Origin of the sequence: Mucilaginibacter sp. (assembly GCF_964263795.1) — a bacterium.
GTDB lineage: Bacteria > Bacteroidota > Bacteroidia > Sphingobacteriales > Sphingobacteriaceae > Mucilaginibacter.
Genome location: NZ_CAXVWK010000112.1, coordinates 41,907 through 64,857 on the forward strand (window position 1 = coordinate 41,907; position 22,951 = coordinate 64,857).

The following is a 22,951-nucleotide window of genomic DNA, read 5'->3' on the forward strand; positions in this document are numbered from 1 at the left end:
AGTTGTAACAAGGATAGTCACTAACAAAAAGCCCCTTAAGCTGGTGCTTAAAGGGCTTTTTCTATATTATGGGCGCGGCGGCGGGGGTGGCAGCTTTATTTTAGGGAAGCTCAACTTGCGGCGGGCCGGGCGCCTTGGGGCAGCCCTTCTGTTGCGTTTTTTACTAAAAATATGTAAGGGGTCTGGCGGTGGCGGTGGTGCATTAGGCAATCGTTGCGCCGGCGATGCCAGCGGCTGGGCTAAAGCCGGTGCAGCATCTGCAATTGCAATGCTTGCAGCCATAAGCGCGGCTACCATGTAAACTTTTGTAATTTTCATCTCTTTAAGGGTTTAGTGCATGTATGTATTTTAAACTAAATAATTTGGCGAATGTTTAACGGGATGCCAATTATTTACTAAGTACTGCTTTATATAAAAAATCGGCGGTAAACTGCCCTGCCTGGCGCCACCTGTCTTTTGTGCCGCCGCTTACTCCAAAAATAGGGTTAAAATGCTTCTGCAGTTCGTGCGAGTATCCTTCAAACAGCTTAAAGTCATTAGGGATTTTCAAATCGTCAGCTTTTTCATGGATAGATACACTACCGTACAGTGGAGCATCCTTATGTGTAAGCGGCACAATGCCGTCTTTACTGCCATGCACACATACAATAGGGATACGGGCGTTTTTCAACCAATTTAAGTCGTAAATGCTGCCCCAGTAATTAATAACACCGGCCACTTTGGTAAATTCTGTTTGTTTGGTACCGGCCACACTATCCGGCAGGGCAGCAATCTTTGCCAGCTCGGCATTAGTGCTGTACGCGGTTTGCAATGCAATCATGCCACCTGCCGAATTACCACCGAGAATGATCCTATCCGGATCGATGTTGTATTCTTTAGCATGGGTTTTAAAAAACGCTATCGCTTTGCGGGCATCCTGTACCGCGTAATAGGTGCTTCGCAGCAATTCGTCAAAGTGTAAAAAGGGGTAATGCTTGCTTAATGTATAATTGATAGATACACAAACATAACCCCGCTGGGCAAATGTTTCGCTCCAAAGTTCTACACCTTTGGCATTTTTAGATCCGTATTTAAAGCCGCCGCCGTGCATCCAAATAATTAGGGGACGGGCAGTTGCATTGTCTCCTTTGGGTTGATACAGATCAAAAAGATGCGCCTTCTTTGCTTCTTTTGTATCACCCGGACTATAAGTTTGGTCGGCAGTTTTAACAACATTGGGAAACACGAGGTCTTTGTATCTAACGGATCCGCCGCCTTGCGCCAGCGATGTAACGGAGATCAAGAGCGATGCTGCAAATAAAAATTGCTGTTTTAACATGGTATTTTATATACGTTACAAATACAACACGCAGATGTTTTTTACCGGGCATTAAACAAGTGCCCACAACACTAGACACACATCTGTTTTTTATTAAATTTGAATTTTTGGCGACGATAGATCACGAAATGGAAATTATAAAGGATAAGGCGAATAATACGGAAACGATACAGGAACAAAAATTGCAGGAACTGCTGAAGTATCTTTCAGAAAACTCCCCGTTTTATAAAAGGTTATTTGCAGAACATAATGTTGATGTAGCGGCTGTTAAGAAAGTTGCAGACCTGACGCTGATTCCCGTTACAACAAAAGACGATCTTCAAAAATACAACGACGACTTTTTGTGTGTACCGGCCGAAAATATTGTTGAGTATATGTCGACGTCAGGAACGTTGGGCAGCCCGGTAACCATTGCCCTTACCGATAGCGACCTGGACAGGCTGGCGTACAATGAATATAATTCATTTTTGTGCGCAGGCGGCACTAAGCATGACCTGTACCAGTTAATGCTGACGTTGGACAGGCAGTTTATGGCCGGAATAGCCTACTACTCCGGTATCCGCAAATTAGGGGCGGGTATGGTCCGTTTAGGGCCGGGTGTGCCTGCCCTGCAATGGGAAACCATTAAACGGTTAAAACCAACCACCATTGTTGCCGTACCTTCGTTTATTTTAAAGCTGATTCAGTTTGCTAAAGAAACCAATATAGACATCAGCCAAACTTCTATAAAAAAGGCAATCTGTATTGGCGAGAACATCCGCAATACCGATTTTAGCCTTAATATCCTAGGTAAGAAGATTACCGAAGCATGGGATATCCAGCTGTTTTCTACCTATGCCAGTACCGAAATGCAGACCGCGTTTACCGAGTGTGCCGAAGGCAAAGGTGGCCATTACCAACCGGAACTGTTGATTGTTGAATTGCTTGATGAAAGCGACCAACCGGTGGGCCCTAATACCCCGGGTGAAGTAACTATTACAACGCTGGGTATACAAGGTATGCCGCTGTTGCGCTACAAAACCGGCGATATGTGCATGTACTTTGACGAGCCTTGCGCCTGCGGCCGTACCAGTTTGCGCTTATCATCTATTATTGGCCGCAAAAAGCAAATGATCAAATTTAAAGGCACAACGCTTTACCCGCCGGCCCTTTTTGATTTGCTGAACGAGCGCGAGGAGATCCTGGACTTTGTTATTGAAGTTTACTCAAACGAGATAGGGTTAGACCAGGTGGCCCTTTACCTGGTGCCGGCAGATGACAGCGAAGAGTGCGACCACCGCATAAGAGCGTATTTACAAGCAAGGTTGCGCGTAAGCCCCCACATCAAATACCTTTCTGTTGAGGAGATCCAGAAGATCCAGTTTAGCGAGGTCAGCCGTAAACCAATTAAATTCATTGATAAAAGGGCTTAAATATTAGCATGCTTTTACCTGTATTTAAGGGAATTTTTATGTTAACCCATGTTTTTTGTAAATATTTGATATTCAAATAAATAGTATGATTTTCACAAAAAAGTGTAAACCTTTGTTAACCTTTGTACACTTTTTGGCTGTCACAATTACTGTAAAATTTCAAACCGAAAAGAATGCGTTTTTACAGGAATAAAACATTGCAAAAGGTTTTGCCGGTCTTATTTAATAAGGTGGGATACGCTGTATTTTGCATATATTTTATACTTTAGCTGATTATTGATCACCCTTGACAGAACTTTAACTGCCCATGATACTTGTTGGCCAAACAACACTTTCTTTAAACAACTTCGCTGACCTTATATTTAAAAATGAGCAAATTGGATTAGACCAAGTTGCCTTACAAAAGGTGAATGATAGTTTTGAATTCCTGAAGCAGTTCTCGTCCAATAAACTGATTTACGGCATAAACACAGGTTTTGGCCCGATGGCCCAGTACAAGGTGAGCGAAGAAAATATCCTGCAGTTGCAATATAACCTTATCCGCAGCCATTCGTCCGGCAGTGGCAAGATCATGCCGGCCCAATTATCTAAGGCTTTGATGATAGCGCGTTTGAGCAGCTTTATGCAGGCTTATTCCGGTGTGCACCAGGATGTGGTTGATTTGTTGACGCAAATGATCAACCTTGACATTTGCCCTTGTATATATGAGCATGGCGGCGTTGGTGCCAGCGGAGACCTGGTGCAGCTTGCACACCTGGGCCTGGTATTAATAGGCGAGGGTGAGGTGATTTTTGAAGATGAAATTCATGCTACCCAGACTATATTTAATAAGTTTGATATTAAACCTTTATCAATTCACATCCGCGAAGGGCTTGCCGTGCTAAACGGTACATCGGCCATGACGGGGATCGGGATGATAAACATTATACAAGCCCGTAAATTACTGAACTGGCAGCTGCTATTTTCGGCTATGATTAATGAGATAGTAGGTGCTTTTGACGATCATTACTCGCAGGAACTAAATATTGTAAAACATCATAAAGGCCAAAACAAAATCGCATCGGTAATGCGCGATGTGCTGACGGACAGTAAAATGATCCGCGACCGGTCTGAACACCTTTACAACCCGGAGAACCTTGACCAGGAAGTATTTGAGGATAAAGTGCAGGAGTATTACTCACTACGCTGTGTAACCCAGGTTTTGGGCCCAATTTACGATACCATTGAACAGGCAGAGCAAGTGCTGGTGAACGAGCTGAATTCGGTAAATGATAACCCGGTGATTGATCATCTGAACCAGAATATATTCCATGGTGGCAACTTTCACGGCGACTATGTATCGCTGGAGATGGATAAGCTAAAGATTGCTACTACCAAATTATCCATGCTGGCCGAGCGCCAGCTGAACTACCTGCTCAACAGCAGGCTCAATCAAAAGCTGCCTCCGTTTGTGAATTTGGGCGTTCTGGGCTTTAACTTTGGCATGCAGGGAATGCAATTTACGGCCACATCAACCGTTGCAGAGAACCAAACGCTGTCATTTCCAATGTATGTGCACAGCATCCCTAACAATAACGACAACCAGGATATTGTAAGCATGGGCTGTAACGCAGCATTGATGACCAAGAGAGTTATAGATAATTCATTCGAGGTATTGGGCATCCACCTCATGACCATTTTACAAGCCATAGATCACCTTGGTTGCCAGGATAAGCTATCAACTGTATCTAAATTGGTTTACGATGAGGTAAGGGCCATCTTCCCTAAATTTGTGGAAGATCAACCCAAATATAAGGACTTGGCACAGATCAAAGAATTCCTAGAAAATAACGAACGCATAAACGCTTTTGCCTGATGAAATGTGCTTTAATCACCGGCGGGTCGAGAGGGATAGGCAGGGCCATTTGCACCAAACTAGCAGCCGAAGGATATTTTATCATCATTAATTACAAAAGTAATACCGCCGAAGCAGAGCATACTTTAACATTAGTAAAGGAAGCTGGCAGCGACGGTGTTTTGTTGCCATTTGATGTTGCCGATAGTGATGCTATTACTACAACACTTGGCGACTGGATAAGCAACAATCCGGAAAAATATATAGAAGTACTGATCAATAATGCAGGTATCCGCGACGATAGCCTGATGGCTTGGATGGAGCCTGCCCAATGGCATAATGTGCTTAAAACCAATTTAGACAGCTTTTTTTATGTTACCCGTTTAGTACTGACAGGCATGCTGATGCGTAAATATGGCCGCATAGTCAATATTGTTTCGCTATCCGGTTTAAAAGGCCTGGCAGGGCAAACTAATTACTCGGCAGCTAAGGCGGGAGTGATAGGGGCCACCAAAGCGCTCGCGCAGGAGATTGGCCGGCAGGGTATCACCGTTAATGCATTGGCCCCGGGCTTTATCCGTACCGATATGACAGAAGGACTGGATGAAAAGGAATTACGCTCATTAATACCCGCCAAACGTTTCGGCACGCCGGAAGAGGTCGCGCATGCAGCTGTTTTTCTGGCATCGCAGGGTGCATCTTATGTAACCGGGCAAGTATTATCAGTAAATGGTGGTTTATATTCCTGAGCCGATGCAGTTCCCTGTCGACGATATCACCGCCCTGATCCCCCAAAAACATCCTTTTGTATTTGTAAATAAACTATTGGAGGTAAGTGATAGTCAAACACGTAGCAGCTTTACCATTATAGACGGTGGCGTGTTTGTAAAGGACGGTTTATTCCAGGAAGCCGGCCTGATGGAAAACATCGCACAAACAGCTGCTTTAAGGGCTGGTTACATAGCCCGGCAAACCGATGGGCCTGTAAAGAACGGCTTTATAGGTAACGTTAAAAACTTTGAGGTGTTCAGTCTGCCGTCTGTTGGTGATGAACTCATCACCGAGGTTACAATTGGCGAACAGGTTTTTGATGTGACGATAATAGCCGGTAAAGTTTGGTTTGGCGCGGTGTTGATTGCCAGCTGCGAAATGAAGGTATTTGCCGGTAACTAAAACAGACAAGATGCGTGCAGGTGAAGAAAATAACCGAAGTGTTTATGTTATAACACACAATATAGTTTCGCCCTTAGGTGATACCAGTGAGGAGAATTTCTTGGCCCTGAAAGCCGGGTTAACATCAGTGAAAAAGCAATTTGACAGCGAAATTGCTGCTGAGCCGTTTATGGCATCTTTATTTGATAAGGATAACGACTTTTTTGATCAGATAGACGAGGATCTCACCCGGTTCGAGCGGTTGTGCATGCAGTCGATAACAGGGGCTTTAAGCCAAACCAGCATAGACATCGCCGGCAATAAAACTTTGTTCATCCTGTCCTCCACTAAAGGAAACATCAGCCTGCTGGAGACACAGCCTGAAAGTGCAGCGCTTAACAGCCGGGTTTCTTTAAATACATCAGCAAAAATAATAGCCGCGCAGTTTGGTTTTACGACCAAGCCGGTGGTGGTTTCAAACGCCTGTATATCGGGTGTGCTGGCTGTTATAACGGCCATGCGTTTGATCCGCACGGGAGAGTACAATACAGCAGTTATAACCGGGGCTGACGTTATTTCGAAATTTGTGGTATCGGGTTTTCAATCCTTCCAGGCACTAAGCAGTGATGTTTGTAAACCCTTCGATAAAGACCGAACCGGCCTTAATTTGGGCGAAGGGGCGGGAACGATTATCTTATCAGCTGACGAAAAATACGCCGGCAATATCAAGGTTTTAGGTGGGGCAGTAAGTAATGATGCTAACCACATTTCTGGCCCATCACGCACAGGCGAAGAACTGGCGGGCGCGATAAACCACGCCCTGACAGATGCAGGTAAGGATGCATCGTCTATTGACTTTATATCTGCGCATGGTACCGCAACAGCCTATAATGATGAAATGGAAGCGACAGCTTTAACACTGGCCGGCTTACAACACGTACCGCTAAACAGTTTAAAGGGTAACTATGGCCACACTTTAGGCGCTGCGGGTATCATCGAGTCGGTAATTTCCTTGCAGTCAGTAGAGCAAGGTTCGCTGATGCCAACTGTTGGCTATCACAAAAATGGTGTCACTAATCCGGTTAATGTTTGCACAGCCGAAACGGCCATCGATGCCCAAACATTTTTAAAGACGGCATCCGGCTTTGGCGGCTGTAACGGGGCAGTGATTTTTGGTAAATAAAATTTATTTTTGACCAGCAAAGGTAACTTGATCATCAACAAACATATAACAGGCAGCTGCACCATTCAAGGCGGAATAGTTCACAAGGATGCCGTAGAACTATTTAGCAACGCAGGCACTTCACTGCCCGATTTTTTGCTTTCGATATATCAGCACTTTGCGTTCAATTATCCAAAATTTTATAAAATGGATAACCTGAGCAAGTTAGGCTGGCTGGCATCTGAAATATTACTTAAAGATGCCGGTTTAAAAGAAGCTTATGAGCCTGCCGGGGTTGCCGTGGTATTGGCCAACGCCAACTCCAGCCTGGACAACGATCTGAAATACGTTAAGACCATTGCCGAAATTGCCAGTCCGTCGGTATTTGTGTACACTTTACCTAATATTGTCATCGGCGAGATCTGTATCCGGAACAATTTTAAGGGTGAACACGCATTTTTCATTCAGGAGGAATTTGATTCGGAATTTATTTATAAGCAGGTAAGTTACCTGATGGACCAAAAGTTAGCATCGGCCTGCATCTGTGGTTGGGTTGATGTATTGGGTAATGATTACAAAGCAGCATTATATTTGATAGAAAGGGAGGTGACCAATGCCTTAGCGTTTTCGCCACAAAATTTAGCTTCGGTATTTAATTCAGAAAATTAACTTTTTAAACTTGAGTACGAATTCAACAGTTTATATAGCAGGCTTGGGCGTTATAACCGCCATAGGGAATAATGTGCCGGATCACCTGGACGCTTTTAAGAATAAGCGCGCCGGGATGGCTGGTATCACACTGGTAGATACGGTGCATAAAGGCAAGTTACCTGTTGCAGAAGTAAAGCTAACCAATAAGGAGTTGATTGCCCTCACAGGCCTTACCGAGCATAACAGCCGTACAGCCCTGCTTAGCCTTGCCGCTGCCAAAGAAGCTATTGCCGATGCCGCTATCCCCAATTTAGACAGCTTGCGCGTTGGGTTGGTATCTGCCAACACAGTAGGTGGTATGGACCGCAGCGAAGACTTCTTTGTACAATTTTTACAGGATAACAGTAAAGGTAAGCTTAAGGACGTTTACGACCACGAGTGCGGCAGCATGACAGAGATTGTGGCTGATAAGCTGGGTATTACTGAATTTGTGACTACAATAAGCACGGCGTGCTCATCATCTGCAAACGCTATTTTTTACGGCGCGCGGTTGCTCAGGAACGACGTGGTTGATGTAGTAATTGCCGGCGGTGCCGATTCGCTTACCAAGTTTACCCTTAACGGCTTTAACACCCTGATGATACTGGATGAGGCTTTCTGTAAGCCTTTTGACCAAAACCGCAAAGGGTTAAATTTAGGGGAGGGAGCGGGTTACCTCGTGCTGGTATCTGATAAGGTTGCAAAAACGCTTACTAAACCTGCCTACTGTACGTTAAGCGGATACAACAACAGTAACGATGCGTTTCATCAAACGGCATCATCGCCGGATGGGACCGGGTCATATCTCGCTATGCAGGGCGCACTTAAAAAAAGCGGCTTGAAACCTGCTGATATCAGCTACATCAACTTGCATGGCACTGGCACACCCAATAATGATAGCGCCGAGGGCACCGCTGTAAAACGCGTGTTCGATCCGCATTATCCGCCCATGAGTTCTACTAAATCATTTACCGGGCATACACTTGGTGCAAGCGGCGGTGTCGAGGCGGTGTTTTCGGCATTGGCCATTAAACATAAAATTATCTATCCCAACCTTCGGTTTCAAACGCGGATGAACGAACTGCCGTTTGAGCCAGAGACACATTACTTAGCCGATCAACCTGTAAAACATGTAATGTCAAATTCTTTTGGCTTTGGCGGTAATTGTACATCTTTAATATTTTCGGAGGTTTAAATGAACATCTATATCCGTTCGTCAGCAAGCGTTTCTGCTCAGCACTCCATTGGTTCTGAAGCTTTTTTAGAAGATATTGTTGAATACAGCGGCAACCGGCTGCCGGTTATTGAACCCGACTATAAAAACTATATCGATCCAAAACAGATTCGCAGGATGAGCCATGTTATAAAAATGGGCGTCGCGGCTGCAAAGGAATGTCTCAACAATGCCGGAATTGAAATGCCTGGCGCCATTATTACCGGTACGGCGTTCGGTTGCATGGAGGATACCATTACTTTTCTAACAAGGATTGTTGAATACCAGGAAGAACTGCTTCCGCCAACGGCATTCATACAATCTACCCACAATACAGTTGCGGCGCAAATAGCGCTCATGATTAAATGCCATAACTACAACAGTACATTTGTACACAAAGGAATGTCATTTGAGAGTGCATTATTTGATGCAGTGATGTTGCTGAAAGAACAGGAAACGGATACTGTGCTGGTTGGCGGGACCGAAGAAATGGTTGATACCAGCTTCGTAGTATTAACGCGTTTGGGGCTTTATCGCCGCGTGCCGGTGTCTAACCTGCAATTATACAACACCACATCTAAGGGCACAATCGGGGGAGAAGGTGCCGCTTTCCGTCTGGTGAGTACCGTTGAGTCGGCAGATAATATGGCTCAACTGGTAGCCACTAAAACGCTTTTTAAGCCAGCCGATATCAGTAAGTCTATAACAGATTTCCTCCACTACAACTCGATGGAGATTGGTGCCGTCGACATGGTTTTGACCGGCAAAAACGGTGATATCAGAAATGACAGCTACTACACCGATCTGGAATCCGGCTTATTTAAGGATAGCACGATAGCCAATTACAAGCACCTATGCGGCGAATATCCTACTTCGTCGTCATTTGCTTTATGGCTGGCGGCGAACGTTTTAAAAAGGCAAACCGTTCCAACGGTCCTCCTGCAAAACGAAACTGTTACCACCCCTCCGGGAACCATTCTTTACTATAATCATTACCAGGGTAACTACCATTCGTTAATGCTGTTAAAGGCTGTTTGATATGAACACAGCAAACACCGAAATCTTTGTAATAGCAAACCAGGTACATAGTGACGGAAGAATCATCGCAGATTTAAAAGTAAATGGCGATCACCCGATATTAAGCGGACACTTTCCCGGCCAGCCGGTTGTACCGGGTGCCTGCATGCTGGCACTGGTCAAGAACGTTTTAGGCGACGCTTTAGCAACCGGCATCCGGCTCAAACTAACCTCAAACGTTAAATTTATGCAGATGATAATACCAGACAGCGCTGAATTGCTAAAGTTAACCATTCAACACAAGGTTGCCGAAGCTGGCTTAGTTAATGTTACCGCAAGTATTATAAATGGAGAAACCGCCTGCTTTAAGCTGCAGGCAGTTTTTGAAGAGATATAATTATTTGGCGCCGTTAGCCTGAATATAATCGGCAATGGTAGCCACGTCTACAAGCACTTTACGGCCTTCTCTCGGGTCTTTGATATCAATCCCGTATTCTTTCTTCAGTAAAACAATTAGTTCAAGAGAATCGATGGAATCCAGCCCTAAACCATCGCCAAATAATGGCTCGTTATCGCTAATATCTGCAGGGGTCAAATCGGTCAGGTTTAAAAACTGTATGATTTGGCGCTTTAATTGTTCTTTAAGTTCGGTAGTTTCCATTAGATTAAGTTCTTTCTTTTTAAGCCCACAAAGGTCAGTACCTGGAGCAGTAGGGTAATAATAAATAAAAGTAGGATATTGTTTACTACGTCTTTAAGTTTTCCGCCTTCTAAAAAAAGCGAGTAATAGGCTTGCAGGCACCAATGCATAGGCGATATATTTGCCGCCGATTTAAAAAAGCCCTGCATGGCAAAGCTGGGTACCATCAGGCCGCCAATACAGGCCAGTATCACTATAGATACAGCACCGAAACCGTTTGCCTGTTCTTGGGTTTGTGCAAATACGCCTACGCACATGGCATAGCTTACCGCGCACCAGCCGCAAACCAACGTTACCAGTACCAGCGCCCCCATATCTGATGGCAGGTTTAACGCCGGCAGCCCTACAAATGGGAACAGCCAGATACCGATAGAAAATATCACAGCAGCCTGCAGCATGGTTACTGCAAGGTAAGTGATCTGCTTAGATGCCATGCCTATCAGGTAGTTGGTAGGCAACGTTTTCAGTCGGATAAAGCTGCCGCTCACTTTTTCGCGCACAACACTGCCGCCCAGCGACATAATGATAAAAAACATAGCAAAGATAGTCCAGGCAGGTACATTGTGCTGGGTAGCATTAGGGGTAGTGCGTGTGCCGTCTTTAGATACAGGGATTTCATTAATCGCTGTTTTATTGTTCAGCATTTCGTTCTCCAGCTTTTCGGGCAACTCCTTTTCGTTGATTGAATAGTACAGGCTGCGCAAAGTTTCGCGGCTTTCAACCAATTGTAATGCACTGCGCAAGGCCCCTTGTATAGAAAGGCGGATATTTTCCTGCAGTACCGGATTATAATAAACCGTAAGCGGGTCAATGTCGCCAACGTTCGTAACTGTATCACCCTCAAGGCCAAAACTTGTCAGGGCTTTGCCGGCAACACTTTTTGATTTAAGCGACACTTTTGTCGAGAAATTCTTAGGGATGATTACACCGAGCATAGCATCGCGCTCATGCATAGCTTCGGCAATTTGCTGCTCTGTTTGGTTGCCGGTTACCTGTGCCGACTTAAACATGCCTATTTTATCTATCGCTTTGATAAGTTGTTTGCTGGTTTGGCCGGTATCACTATTGCTGATGATGATCGATAACTTGTTTTTGTTAACTAACTGAAAGGTGCTGTTCTGGATGCTGGTTACCACTACCACCAAGATAATAGGCATAATAAACATTAGCGATATACCTACCTTATCGCGCAGTAGTATCCTTATGTCTTTTACAATTGTTGCTCCTAACTTAAACATCAGTTCCTGTATTCCTTTCCCGTTAAGCTCAGGAACATTTGTTCCAGGTTTTTATGGTTATGGGTTTTAAGTAAGTGCTCCAGGCTGTCCCGCGCAATGATCTGGCCGCCATCTATTAAAGCTACTTCTTTGCAAAGGTCTTCCGCCTCATTCAGTTGATGAGAAGTATAAACCAGCGTGGTGCCGGTTTTATTTAGAGCTAAAAGGTAATCAATTATAGCGCGGCCGGTTTGTACATCTACGCCAACCGTAGGCTCATCTAAAAATAATATAGGCGGATTATGAATTACCCCGATAGCCAGATTGACCCTGCGCTTCATACCGCCGGAGAATTTTTCAACTTGCTTATTACGTACATGATTAAGCCCCAGAATGGTAAGTAACTCATCTGTACGGTGTTTAATAGCTATTTTATCCAGCCCGCTCCACGCGCCAAAAAACTCCAGATTTTCTACCGGGCTCAGTTCATGGTAAAAAGAAAAATCCTGCGGTATAAATCCGAATAATTTATTTACAGCGCCTTTGCTTCCATTAATATTTTGCCCTAAAAGTTCAATGGTGCCTTCATCAGCAGTTAACAGGCCTGTCATTAAACTTATTAAAGTGGTTTTACCGGCACCGTTAGGCCCAAATAAACCAAAACGATCACCTTTATTAACTTGCAGGTTAAGCCCGTTAAACGATACATCCGGGTTACCCGGATAACGGAAACCTATGCCCTTAACATCTATTGCAACTTCCGGCGTTAATCCCATTTTGTTTTTTTTAAGGTTTCAAACGCTTTTTTTTCTACATCGGCAATGGCTATCAGGTAATCGCCCATTTTGTCAAAGTCCTGTTGAGTGGTTAACCGGCCTTTAAAGATACCCGCAGCCTGCACAGCTGCCGTTCGCCACATATCACCGGCCTGGGTAAAAGTGGTTGAAATCGCGGCCAGGCCTTTGCCGGGCCAATAAGCGTCTGCCTCTTGTAAGAAAGCGGCGTAAATATATCTGAAACCACCACCACCGGTACCAATTTCTTCCTGCATCCTAACCAGTTGTGCCAGGTAAAGTCCGGCTTTTTTTAATCCGAGTTTATTCAGCCATTTCTTGATCTGATGGCCAGTATGTGCAATACCCGCAACTCCGGCAAAATAGCCTGGGATGCTCAGCATATTGTAAACGTTCTTTTTAATGCCCGATTTAATAGCTTGTTTTATCTGCTCATTTGTAATGGCTGTATCTGTTTTTGGAAAGTATATCTGGCCGTTTGGCGCCAGGGCACCTTTGGCAAAACGCACCCTTTCCAGTTCATAGCTGCCGAGAGTGGTAGCATCCTGCATAATAGGGTCGCTAACCAGGTATTTGTCTTTATCGTGACCATACACCACTAAATTGTGCCCGTTAAAATGAAACCGATATTCTTTGGGGAAATAGGGCAGGTAATAAACACCTACCTGGCAACCTACCGGTGTGCCCTTTTCTAATTGCTCCCGTAAAAACTTTTCGGCGCTTTCTTTAGACCAGAAACGCTTTTTAACTATCGGGATATTTAAAGATTTGCAGGTACGGCTAAATATATGTCCCGGAAGTGTACGGAAAGCGATAGCCGGACCATTGTTGATCTTTATGAGCGGGATATTGGCAAAAAACAAACCAGCACCAATGCCAAATGCCAATGGTTCGGTTATTTTACCGTCCGACATTTTTCGGAGCAAGTTGCTTGTAACGCCCGATTCGCAATGGGCTGCCTGACGGTGTTCAAAGTCAGTCTTCATGAACCGTCATCGTTTTAAGATCTTCAATAGTTATGTTAAACGCCTCGGCGTATTTTTGTAAATTTTTATCGGACAGATTATTGAATACGTTAGGCTTTAAATGGCGTTTTATTTGCCACTGCCAAAAGCCGGTATAGTCGGCCAAAATGCTCAGGTCCATTAAACGGTATTCCATAAAAAAGTATACCGGGCTGGCCTGATGGTCAAGCACTTTTTGCCTTGCTGTTTCAATTCGTTTTTTAATATCGGCCCAGGCAAGATCAAGTGCATCTATCTTAACATTCCAGCCGCTGCTCAGGCCGGTTTGATAGTTGCCCTCGGTATCCGTTGCGTAACAAATCTCTTTGGTGATTTTACCCAACGCACTTAAATCTTGCGGAATCTCCTCTTTTTTCATGGCTTAGTAAACCATTAGCAAACGGTAAGCATTGCATACATATATGAAAAACGGGCACTCTCTGGCACCAGCAGCAAAATCTTTTCTCCTTTTTTTAAACGGCCGCTTTTAAACAGTTCGTCTATCATCAGGTAAACCGACGCCGCACCAACGTTGCCCACAGTGTAAAGGTTGATAAACCATTTCTCGTAAGGGATGCCACCGCCATACTCCTGGATCATATCATAGATCTTGCTCTTGAAAAAGTTGCTTGATATATGAGGTAAAAAATAATCGATATCGTTAACGGTCAACCCTTTTTTCTCGAAGATCTCTTTGATTTTTTTGCCACCCAAGGGTACAATATTGTCGCTTAGTAAACCAATATCCTGTTTTACACTGAATATGGATTTGGTCATGATCTCTTCCGGGGTATAATCCATAAAACCTTTCAGAGAACCATCCGGCTGTTTTTCGCCGCCCATGTACATACAGGTATCCATCTCATTGGCGTAAGATACCCCTTCAATCCAGTCCAGGCGTAACGATATACCGTTCTCGTTCGGCTTGTCAGTCATTAGAAATGCAGAAGCACCATCAGAAAGCATCCAACGTAAAAAGTCCTTTGAAAATGCGATGTACGGATTTTCTTCCATCGCTTTAAGATTTTGTGCTTCCTCTTCAAAAACTTCAGAAACAAGTAAACCCGAGAACCTTTCAGATCCGGTGGCTACCGCTGTTTTCACCTCACCCGATTTAATAGCCAGGAAAGCGTATTTTAGAGCGTGCATGCCCGCGCAGCAAACACCGGATGGAGATACCACCTCTATCCCGCCTGCCTCAGGCAACCAACCATGTGTCATTACCCCGTGACTAGGCATCATCTGATCTGGACATGAGGTGCCGCATGATAGCAGTTCGATCTCTTTTAAGCGCTCTTTATCGTTATCAAACAATTCCCGCACGGCAAGCGCAGTCATTTGAGCATTAGTGTGGGTAGATTTATGAGCCTTATCCAACGCATAATATCTGTTTTGAATACCGTTATTACGAAGGACTATTTTTTTAGATTTTGAAGGTTTGTTATCAATATACCCTAAATATTGTTCCATCTCATCGTTAGAAACCGGTTCATTCGGGAAATAGGCCGCAGTATGGTTGATATAAACTTTTGTATCGGACATGAATTATGTAGTTACTTGTAAATAGCTTAATTTTTTTCTTTGGATCTTCTTAGCCGAAAATGGCTTTAACAGTATAGCATCTAAAAGGATTAAAATGGGAGCACCTAAAAATAACGCGATAAATAAATAATATTTAAAAGCGCTAAGCCATGGCACCTGGTTTTTACGTTTGGAAATGATTTTGGCCCATACTGCAAAAATGGGTTTTGCCCTGGCTTCAGTAAACATCAGCGTATAATTAATTTCTACTGCTTTTTGTTTAATCAGTTCATCCTGCAAATTGGTAAAATCGCCGGCGGTAAGGTACTTGCTAACGGTTTCGCCAAACGTTCCAGTATTCAGTATGTCTTTTTCGTCAATACCGGGTTTAGGAAAAATGTTCAAGTACCGTTCTTTCTTACCCGATAACATCCAGTAAAAAATGGTGATAAAGCTTACCACGTTGGGGTGCCTGTCTACCAGTGCTACATTACCAACTAACCGGCCTCCCGCATCTGTAAGCAGTTTTTTTACCCGTACAAAAGCATTAAGCCACATGTTACGGGCAGCGCTGATGGTAATTACAGGTGTGTCCTTCAAAATAGCTTTAAATTGCTCGCTTTGTAATAAAGAACTGCTTGGAATGCTTGGCGACAAAAACCACGGCTGCCATCCTAAAATGATCAGATCGTACCTGTCTTCTTTAAGGCTCAACGGTTCAAAGGGGCGGGGAACACTTAGTACACAATCGGGCATAACAGAAAAAAAGCGTTGACCCGTCCATGGAAAATCATAATTTTCTAACGGTTTCAGTGTCACGATCTCTACAGACGCGCCGCCTGCAATTAATGGCGCTGTAAAGGCTTCGATGATCTCGGTCATCTGGCCGGATTGTGTGTAGTATATCGCTAAAACTTTTTTGTTCATCCGGTGCAAATTTATAAATCTTCGGCATGCAACACCCTGGATTTTTTGGTGTAGTCCATAATTGCGTGTTGAACCGCCTGTGGCTGGCTTTTAAAATTCTTTTGAATAAACAATTTATCCTGCTCAATATCCTTACGATACTTAACAATTTTAGGGGCGTTCTCTTCAATGGCCAAACGCAAAAACCGCAACTCGGTATTGTCCGGACTGGCTAAGATTGCCGTTTCCAGCTTAATGCGGCCTTCTTTAAAAAACCCTAGTTTCTTTTTAGCACCTTTGACCAAACCGGCCTTACGCATCAGCAAGGCACCTTCGTAACCTTCTTTATTACCTTGCGGGGATGTTTTTATAACCTCAATCTGGCTTTCTATCGCAGTAAGATCACCTTTAGCCATTGTGCTATAAAATTCTGCTTTATCAAATTTTTGCTGCGCGTGCGCCGGGCTAAAAAAGCCGGATGTTACAATCAGGGCTAAAACCACAAAGTATTTAAAGGCAGATACATTTTTCATGAAGACCAAACTTAATTAATAAATTTTTAGCGGCAATAGTATTTTTTGTAACCTAATAATCCGCAATGATAATGTTCTTGTCGCAACAAATACGGTTTAAAATTGTATAAAATGTGCATTTGTTGCCGTAAATTCCATATACTTTCACTTAATTTGGGGTTGCAATAATTGTTAAGCGCCGGTATAATTAAACTTATAACATATAAAGGACAGGCTTTGGCGTAAAAGGTTTAAAAATGCTTGGATGGATATAAATTTACAATTTAAAGGTTTATGGGCAGTGGTGTTAGGCGGATCCAGCGGATTTGGTTTTGCTGCTGTGCAAAAGCTGGCCAGCCACGGCATGAACATTGCGCTGCTTTACCGGGAAATGGCCGGAGCTGAAAAGGCGTTGCAAATTAAACTCACCGACATTGCAGGCCGGCACAACGTTAACATTTTACCTTTCAATATTAATGCCCTTGAAGCAGCAGGAAGGCAATCATTTCTGGAAAAGTTCAAGTTAGTGGCGGCTTCCGGGTCGGTTAAATTGCTCTTGCACAGTATTGCCCGCGGGAATTTAAAACCGTTAAACACTAACGACGAAAATCAACAGTTATCTGCCGAAGACATCCAGCTCACCAGTTACGCAATGGCCAATAGCTTGCTCGACTGGACACGTCTGCTTATAGCTAACCAATTATTTAATGCTGATGGCCGTATAGTTGGCCTTACCAGCGAGGGCGCCCATAAGTATTGGGATAGCTACGCCGCCATTGCAATTGCAAAAGCATCGTTAGAAAGCCTGGCAAGATATATGGCGGTAGAATTTAGTCCGATTGGTTTAAAAACCAATATCATACAGGCAGGCGTTACAGCAACACCAGCCCTTAAAATGATTCCTGGAAGTGATAAGCTGATTGAAACTGGTATAGAACGAAACCCAATGGGGCGGATGACCACTCCGGCCGATGTTGCCAACGTTATTTACCTGCTTTCTACCAACGAGGCGTTTTGGATAAACGGATCGCTGATACATGTTGACGGGGGCGAACATTGCAAATAATTATACTTAAAGTGCGTGCATGAGTAATCTTATATTAAACCATCTTCCATATAAATCGTCTTTCCGTTTCGTGGATAACATTAGCTCGTTAAATGAGAATGAGGTAAAGGGAGAATATACGTTAAAGCCAGACTCGTTTTTTTATGAGGACCACTTTGAAGATAATCCGGTTACACCGGGGGTGATCATCACCGAGATAATGGCACAGATAGGGCTGGTGGTGTTAGGGATCTTTCTGATCATGAAAGAAGCCGACCATACCTTTAACAACGAGGACGATTCGCTTTTTCCATTGCTTACATCAACAGATGTATCATTTTACAAGATGGTGTTACCTGGGCAAAAAGTTACGGTGGTATCTAAAAAGCAATATTTTAGGTTTGGCAAATTAAAGTGTTACGTTGAGATGCTTGATAGCGATAACCAATTGGTTGCCAAAGGCATGTTTTCGGGCATAATTAAAAAGATAGCGATCAAAAAATGAGCAAACGAGTAGTTATAACCGGCTTAGGGGTTGTATCGCCAAATGGTGTGGGTGTACCTGCTTTTTTGGAGGCTATTCAAAATGGTGTATCAGGCATTAAGTTTATTCCGCACTATAAAGAACTTAACTTTAGCTGCCAGGTGGCAGGTATGCCCGCGTTTGATTGGGAAATTTTAAAAAATTATATAACTGAGGTTACTTTTCATGGCTTAAAAGGCACTAATATTGGTTACGGCCTTGTTGCAGCGCTGGATGCCTGGGCCGACTCTGGCATGGGGTATGAAACTGAAGAACCACGGTGGGAAACCGGTTGTGTATTTGGAAATAGTATTGCCGATACCGAGGCCATGAAAAATGTGATCAGCAAGGTTGATAACAAAGAGGCCCGCAAATTGGGCTCGCGCGTGGTAGAGCAGGCCATGAACAGTGGTGTTACCTCCTACATATCGGGTAGATTGGGCCTCGCTAATAAGGTCATTACTAACTCGGCAGCTTGTGCTACAGGCACCCAGGCAATTTTAATGGGTTACGAATATATTAAACACGGTTACGCAGAGCGGATGCTGGTAGGCAGCGCAGAGCATGTTGATACCTATGTTTATGGTGCATTCGACAGTATGCGGGTTTTATCCCGTAAGTTTAACAATGCGCCTGAAAAGGCTTCGAGGCCGATGAGCATTACGGCCGGTGGTTTTGTACCCGGCTCTGGCGCAGGAGCATTGGTGTTAGAGGATCTGGACTTTGCACTGGCACGTGGTGCGCGGATCTACGCCGAAGTACTTGGCGGGTCGAGCAATTCCGGCGGCCAACGACAAGGCGGAACAATGACAGCAGCCAACTCAACAGGTGTTAAAAGATGTATTGCCGAAGCGATGCAAAGCGCAGGCATAACTTCCGCTGAGATCGATTTGGTGAGCGGCCACTTAACGGCCACCAATGCCGACAGGCAGGAGATTTTAAACTGGACCGAAGCTTTAGGCAGGGCAGGGGACGATTTCCCGCTCACCAATTCCTTAAAATCGATGATCGGCCATTCTTTAAGCGCGGCAGGGTCTATAGAGGCGGTTGCATCGGTTCTCCAGATCGTGCATGATTTTGTGCATCCTAACATTAATCTGGATGATCCGAACCCGGAAATTGCAAATTTGGTAAGTTTAGAACGTTTACCAGTTAAAATGATAAAAAAAGAAGTTAACATTGTAGCAAAAGCAAATTTTGGTTTTGGAGATGTAAACTCCTGTTTAATACTAAGTAAATACAAGTAAGAAATGACGAGAGAAGAAATTTTAAGTGAATTGAAGAAGGTTATTGCACCTTATACTACTGATAAAGAAACGCTGCAAAGCATTGATGATAATACCGATCTGATAAAGGACCTGAAGATCAATTCAGCTAACCTGGTTGATATAATTATCGATGCCGAAGCTAAATACGATATTGAAATAGACTACGACTCGGCAGATAAAATGGTTAACGTGGGTAACTGTCTAGATGTAATAAGCGAAAAGCTTAAAGAAAAACAATGATAAGTGCCGGCAATGATATTGTATCTTTTGCTGAAACCAACCCTGTAAGAACAAAACAGCCGGCTTTTTATAAAAAATTCCTTACCGATGCCGAGGTAAAGCGTTATCATTTACTCCCAACTGGTGCCATGCTTTTTGAGCATTATGTTTGGCTGCTATGGTCAGCGAAAGAGGCTGCTTTTAAGTTTCTCCAACGCCACAATCCGTTATTGGTTTTTTCCCCTTCGAGGTTTATTGTTGACAACATAATCGCTCCAACGAAGGCAGACGGTTGGATAGGGAGCGTTACATATACCAATATTAAGTTTGGGTTCCATTCGGTGCTGAACAATGACTTTGTTCATACAGTTATAGATCTATCTACAGAAAATACTACCCCATATCGGGCTGAAAAGCGAATCGCTACATCAACATTAGCGGATCAATCTTCATCAGTTCGTGCGTTTTGTCTTGACCAAATAGCAACTTTGTTTCCAGAAGACGATTTCAAAATCCTAAAAACCCCCGACGGCATACCTGTGCTTAGATCTGAAAGTTCTGGCTTGTCATATCCGTTATCGCTTTCACACCACGGCAATTATATAGCTTACAGCTTTTGCATATAATTTTTTTACGATAAGCTATCTTGGCTAAGTACACCCCAGTTTGTTTATAGTTTACCTGTCTGTTTTACAGCTAACCGTTCTACCTATAACATGGCTAAAAAAGTTGTGAAATACTGTCCAATCCCGAAAACGTTATCGTAAATACTTCTCTCCGATTTTAAATGTGCTTAAAGCGTATCAGCTTCGATAAAGGTTTGAATGGTTTTAGACATAGTTAGCTGTAAAATAAATCTATTATATGTCCAACAAATGTTCTTTAACCGTATCAAAAATATAATAAATCTCTTATTATCAATGTTTTACGAACCTTTTGCGTTTGCGTAATCGCCTACTATTTGGTTGTTTTGAATTGCCAATTAGTAATACCCACTAAATAATTTTCTTATCGGACTATAACAGAAGTAACGCGCTTTGCTGCTGTATTTCATGAACAAGGTTTATGACACAGCTACCTTTTACAACCTAATGTATTGATCAAACCAAAAATTATGAAAAAAAAAATTACCCTACTTATTCTTGTTCTAATTACCGCCTGCATGTATTCCTTCGCGCAAAACGGCACCATATCGGGTGTAGTAAGGGATAGTCGTGGCGAAACTGTACCTGGAGTTGCCGTAAGGGTTAAAGGGACACCAAACGGCGTATCTTCTGATGCAAACGGCCGCTATAGCATTAACGCCCCGGCAACGGCCACCCTTATTTTTAGTAGCGTGAGCTACGTATCGCAGGAGGTTGATGTCAAAAATCAAACCATTATTAATATCGTATTGCTTGATAACAAAAAAGAACTACAGGAAGTAGTAGTTATCGGTTACGGCACACGTGCTGTTAAAGATGTTACCGGCGCTATTACAAGTGTAAAGGCCGATAAATTTGAAAATGATAACCCGACCAGCGTAACTGATATCATCCGGGGCAGCGTGCCGGGAATCTCTGTAGGGTTAAACACATCTGCTAAGGGCGGAGGTGCCGGTGATCTTGTGGTGCGTGGGCGCGCTTCATTATCGGGCAGTTACAATCCACTGGTAGTATTGGACGGTGTTATTTATCCAGGCCAACTAGCGGACATCAACCCGAACGACATTGATAGGGTAGACGTACTGCGCGACCCTGCTGCCTTAGCCGTTTATGGTGCTAATGCCGCGGGTGGTGTGGTTGCTATTACTACCAAAAAAGGCCGCAAAGGCCCTTCGCAAATAACTTTGAATGCTAACTTTGGTATTGCCCAGCTATTGCAAAATCAAAAGTTTTACACGGGCGAAGACTTTTTGAACTGGCGTGCCGATGGCCAACGGAGTTCAAACACAAACAATCCTTATTACTACTACAGCAACCCAAACAATTTACCTGCTGGTATTACGCTTCCCCAATTTTTGAACGGCGCAACCGGCGACCCTACAACCATTTGGCTGCAGCGCCTGGGCTTGTTTAATAATGAAATTGCAAATTATCAGAACAATAAAGTAACGGATTGGTCTAAACTGATCTTCCGCAACGGATACCGCCAGGATTATACCGCGAGTTTATCGGGCCGTTCGGATAATTTCAGCTACTACATGTCTGGTAACTACACCAAAAATCAAAACCTGATCCAGGGCGGACAGTATACAGATGGCCGTTTTAGGGTGAACCTGGAAGGTAAAGCCGCCAAGTTTTTAACTATCGGTATCAACGCCCAGTTTGCCAGCCGGGACGAAAGTGCTGCAAGCAACCCGTTCGGCAACCCTGCTGTAGATAATTACGAGGCAGATTGGGGCCAAATCATCAACTCATCACCTTATGGCGACGTTTACAATGCCGATGGCTCGTTACGCCGCATAGATACAGATGATAGCGGTTTAAATCAACGCAATCCATTTTTGGGAAGTGCCTATAATGATAACGTTTATATACAGAACGTTTTGTTTTCTACCCTGTTCGCACGCGTAGATCTGCCTTTTGGGTTTAAATACACCATGAACTTTTCACCGCAGATCGAGTCGTACCGCAACTTCTTTTTCAGGCCGGGCGCAAACCCTAACGAGATAGCAGTTAACGGACTTACTGGTACGGCCTACCGCTCTATGGAAAACCGCTACAGGTATAACCTCGATAATATTTTAAGCTGGAATAAAACCATAGGCATACATAACTTTGATGCTACCTTCCTGCTTAATAAAGAAAAATACAACACCTGGTACACCCGTACCAACAACTCACAATTTAGCCCTAGCGATATTTTGGGCTATCATAACATTGGCGCGGGTACCTTACCAATCGAAAGCAGTGATGACCGCGTTTACAATGCCGATGCGTTGCTGGGCAGGTTAAACTACACTTTATTAGGTCGTTACATCCTTACCGGGTCCGTACGCCGTGATGGTTTCTCGCCGTTTGGTTTAAAAACACCGCGTAAAACTTATTCACAAGCTGCTTTAGCATGGGTGTTTAGTGATGAGTCATTCATGAAAGGCGACTTTTTTAAATGGCTAAACTATGGTAAGTTACGTTTAAGCTACGGTTCTAACGGTAACCGTCTGTCAACCGGTACTGCCGATCCGTCGCTGGCATTAGCTGTATTAAGTACACCAAAGTACCCTACACAGAGTAGTACCGGTGTAGTTACCAATAACAGTGCTATATATGCCAGTTCGCTGCAAAACCCTGATCTTACATGGGAAAAAACGACAGGCCCTAACATCGGTTTAGATTTCACTATTCTTAACAACCGCCTTAGTGGTTCAATAGATGTTTACAGCCGCAAAACAACCGATATGATCGTTGAGCGCCGGTTGCTATCCATCCAGGGCCTTAACGGATTAAACATTATTCCTGGTGG

Annotated in this window: 25 protein-coding genes; 15 read left to right on the forward strand and 10 right to left on the reverse strand. The window is 43.8% G+C overall.

Annotated elements, in window-relative coordinates; translation table 11 throughout:
- Nucleotides 1-66: 66 nt before the first annotated feature.
- Together ACE5CV_RS17845 and ACE5CV_RS17850 are read right to left on the reverse strand one after the other, a co-directional pair.
- Nucleotides 67-318, reverse strand: a complete 252-nt coding sequence (locus ACE5CV_RS17845; protein WP_374951554.1) for a hypothetical protein — start codon at nt 316-318, stop codon at nt 67-69.
- 70 nt (nt 319-388) lie between these two features.
- On the reverse strand, nt 389-1,318 hold the full coding sequence (locus ACE5CV_RS17850) for an alpha/beta hydrolase (protein WP_374951555.1): 930 nt from the start codon (nt 1,316-1,318) through the stop codon (nt 389-391).
- 128 nt (nt 1,319-1,446) lie between these two features.
- On the opposite strand from ACE5CV_RS17850, the gene ACE5CV_RS17855 reads away from it, so the two are divergent.
- The 9 genes from ACE5CV_RS17855 (at nt 1,447) to ACE5CV_RS17895 (ending at nt 10,195) form a co-directional block, all read left to right on the forward strand.
- Nucleotides 1,447-2,730: a phenylacetate--CoA ligase family protein gene (locus ACE5CV_RS17855; RefSeq protein ID WP_374951556.1), complete on the forward strand. Its 1,284-nt coding sequence runs from the start codon at nt 1,447-1,449 to the stop codon at nt 2,728-2,730.
- Nucleotides 2,731-3,037: 307 nt separating this feature from the next.
- Nucleotides 3,038-4,585 (forward strand): histidine ammonia-lyase, encoded by a 1,548-nt coding sequence (gene hutH, locus ACE5CV_RS17860; RefSeq protein ID WP_374951557.1) that lies wholly within the window; start codon nt 3,038-3,040, stop codon nt 4,583-4,585.
- Complete coding sequence (gene fabG / locus ACE5CV_RS17865) at nt 4,585-5,313, forward strand: 3-oxoacyl-ACP reductase FabG (RefSeq protein ID WP_374951558.1); 729 nt, start codon at nt 4,585-4,587, stop codon at nt 5,311-5,313. Before hutH ends, fabG begins: the two co-directional genes overlap by 1 nt.
- Nucleotides 5,294-5,737, forward strand: coding sequence for a 3-hydroxyacyl-ACP dehydratase (locus ACE5CV_RS17870; protein ID WP_374951559.1), 444 nt, complete (start codon nt 5,294-5,296; stop codon nt 5,735-5,737). Before fabG ends, ACE5CV_RS17870 begins: the two co-directional genes overlap by 20 nt.
- A gap of 10 nt (nt 5,738-5,747) precedes the next feature.
- Nucleotides 5,748-6,899, forward strand: a complete 1,152-nt coding sequence (locus ACE5CV_RS17875) for a beta-ketoacyl synthase N-terminal-like domain-containing protein (protein ID WP_374951560.1) — start codon at nt 5,748-5,750, stop codon at nt 6,897-6,899.
- 9 nt (nt 6,900-6,908) lie between these two features.
- On the forward strand, nt 6,909-7,547 hold the full coding sequence (locus tag ACE5CV_RS17880; protein ID WP_374951561.1) for a hypothetical protein: 639 nt from the start codon (nt 6,909-6,911) through the stop codon (nt 7,545-7,547).
- 10 nt (nt 7,548-7,557) lie between these two features.
- Nucleotides 7,558-8,763, forward strand: coding sequence for a beta-ketoacyl-[acyl-carrier-protein] synthase family protein (locus ACE5CV_RS17885; RefSeq protein WP_374951562.1), 1,206 nt, complete (start codon nt 7,558-7,560; stop codon nt 8,761-8,763).
- Nucleotides 8,764-9,819 carry a beta-ketoacyl synthase chain length factor gene (locus tag ACE5CV_RS17890; RefSeq protein WP_374951563.1) on the forward strand — a complete coding sequence of 352 codons (1,056 nt, stop codon included), beginning with the start codon at nt 8,764-8,766 and terminating at the stop codon, nt 9,817-9,819.
- A gap of 1 nt (nt 9,820) precedes the next feature.
- Nucleotides 9,821-10,195 carry a hypothetical protein gene (locus tag ACE5CV_RS17895; protein ID WP_374951564.1) on the forward strand — a complete coding sequence of 125 codons (375 nt, stop codon included), beginning with the start codon at nt 9,821-9,823 and terminating at the stop codon, nt 10,193-10,195.
- Here ACE5CV_RS17895 and ACE5CV_RS17900 read toward each other — a convergent pair whose 3' ends face one another.
- From ACE5CV_RS17900 to ACE5CV_RS17935, 8 genes are read right to left on the reverse strand one after another with little or no spacing between them, the layout of a single operon-like run.
- The gene (locus tag ACE5CV_RS17900; RefSeq protein ID WP_374951565.1) at nt 10,196-10,459 is read right to left on the reverse strand and encodes a phosphopantetheine-binding protein; all 264 of its coding nucleotides are present in this window, start codon (nt 10,457-10,459) and stop codon (nt 10,196-10,198) included.
- Nucleotides 10,459-11,736 carry an ABC transporter permease gene (locus ACE5CV_RS17905; protein ID WP_374951566.1) on the reverse strand — a complete coding sequence of 426 codons (1,278 nt, stop codon included), beginning with the start codon at nt 11,734-11,736 and terminating at the stop codon, nt 10,459-10,461. Before ACE5CV_RS17905 ends, ACE5CV_RS17900 begins: the two co-directional genes overlap by 1 nt.
- The gene (locus ACE5CV_RS17910; RefSeq protein WP_374951567.1) at nt 11,736-12,491 is read right to left on the reverse strand and encodes an ABC transporter ATP-binding protein; all 756 of its coding nucleotides are present in this window, start codon (nt 12,489-12,491) and stop codon (nt 11,736-11,738) included. Before ACE5CV_RS17910 ends, ACE5CV_RS17905 begins: the two co-directional genes overlap by 1 nt.
- Nucleotides 12,482-13,495, reverse strand: a complete 1,014-nt coding sequence (locus ACE5CV_RS17915) for a BtrH N-terminal domain-containing protein (protein ID WP_374951568.1) — start codon at nt 13,493-13,495, stop codon at nt 12,482-12,484. Before ACE5CV_RS17915 ends, ACE5CV_RS17910 begins: the two co-directional genes overlap by 10 nt.
- Nucleotides 13,485-13,892: a hypothetical protein gene (locus ACE5CV_RS17920; RefSeq protein ID WP_374951569.1), complete on the reverse strand. Its 408-nt coding sequence runs from the start codon at nt 13,890-13,892 to the stop codon at nt 13,485-13,487. Before ACE5CV_RS17920 ends, ACE5CV_RS17915 begins: the two co-directional genes overlap by 11 nt.
- Before the next feature lie 14 nt (nt 13,893-13,906).
- On the reverse strand, nt 13,907-15,055 hold the full coding sequence (locus ACE5CV_RS17925; RefSeq protein WP_374951570.1) for a beta-ketoacyl-ACP synthase III: 1,149 nt from the start codon (nt 15,053-15,055) through the stop codon (nt 13,907-13,909).
- A gap of 3 nt (nt 15,056-15,058) precedes the next feature.
- Complete coding sequence (locus ACE5CV_RS17930; RefSeq protein WP_374951571.1) at nt 15,059-15,961, reverse strand: hypothetical protein; 903 nt, start codon at nt 15,959-15,961, stop codon at nt 15,059-15,061.
- An 11-nt stretch (nt 15,962-15,972) separates the two neighbouring features.
- On the reverse strand, nt 15,973-16,473 hold the full coding sequence (locus ACE5CV_RS17935; protein ID WP_374951572.1) for a hypothetical protein: 501 nt from the start codon (nt 16,471-16,473) through the stop codon (nt 15,973-15,975).
- A gap of 244 nt (nt 16,474-16,717) precedes the next feature.
- Between ACE5CV_RS17935 and ACE5CV_RS17940 the strand changes: the two genes are divergently transcribed.
- The 6 genes from ACE5CV_RS17940 to ACE5CV_RS17965 all read left to right on the forward strand — a co-directional run.
- Nucleotides 16,718-17,518 (forward strand): SDR family oxidoreductase, encoded by an 801-nt coding sequence (locus tag ACE5CV_RS17940; RefSeq protein WP_374951573.1) that lies wholly within the window; start codon nt 16,718-16,720, stop codon nt 17,516-17,518.
- A 19-nt stretch (nt 17,519-17,537) separates the two neighbouring features.
- Complete coding sequence (locus tag ACE5CV_RS17945; protein ID WP_374951574.1) at nt 17,538-18,002, forward strand: 3-hydroxyacyl-ACP dehydratase FabZ family protein; 465 nt, start codon at nt 17,538-17,540, stop codon at nt 18,000-18,002.
- Nucleotides 17,999-19,267 carry a beta-ketoacyl-[acyl-carrier-protein] synthase family protein gene (locus ACE5CV_RS17950; protein ID WP_374951575.1) on the forward strand — a complete coding sequence of 423 codons (1,269 nt, stop codon included), beginning with the start codon at nt 17,999-18,001 and terminating at the stop codon, nt 19,265-19,267. The genes ACE5CV_RS17945 and ACE5CV_RS17950 overlap by 4 nt, the downstream gene beginning before the upstream one ends.
- 3 nt (nt 19,268-19,270) lie before the next feature.
- Nucleotides 19,271-19,528 (forward strand): acyl carrier protein, encoded by a 258-nt coding sequence (locus ACE5CV_RS17955; RefSeq protein ID WP_374951576.1) that lies wholly within the window; start codon nt 19,271-19,273, stop codon nt 19,526-19,528.
- Nucleotides 19,525-20,133: a 4'-phosphopantetheinyl transferase superfamily protein gene (locus ACE5CV_RS17960; protein ID WP_374951577.1), complete on the forward strand. Its 609-nt coding sequence runs from the start codon at nt 19,525-19,527 to the stop codon at nt 20,131-20,133. The genes ACE5CV_RS17955 and ACE5CV_RS17960 overlap by 4 nt, the downstream gene beginning before the upstream one ends.
- A gap of 488 nt (nt 20,134-20,621) precedes the next feature.
- The coding region (locus tag ACE5CV_RS17965) for a SusC/RagA family TonB-linked outer membrane protein (RefSeq protein ID WP_374951578.1) at nt 20,622-22,951 on the forward strand (2,330 nt) is incomplete at its 3' end.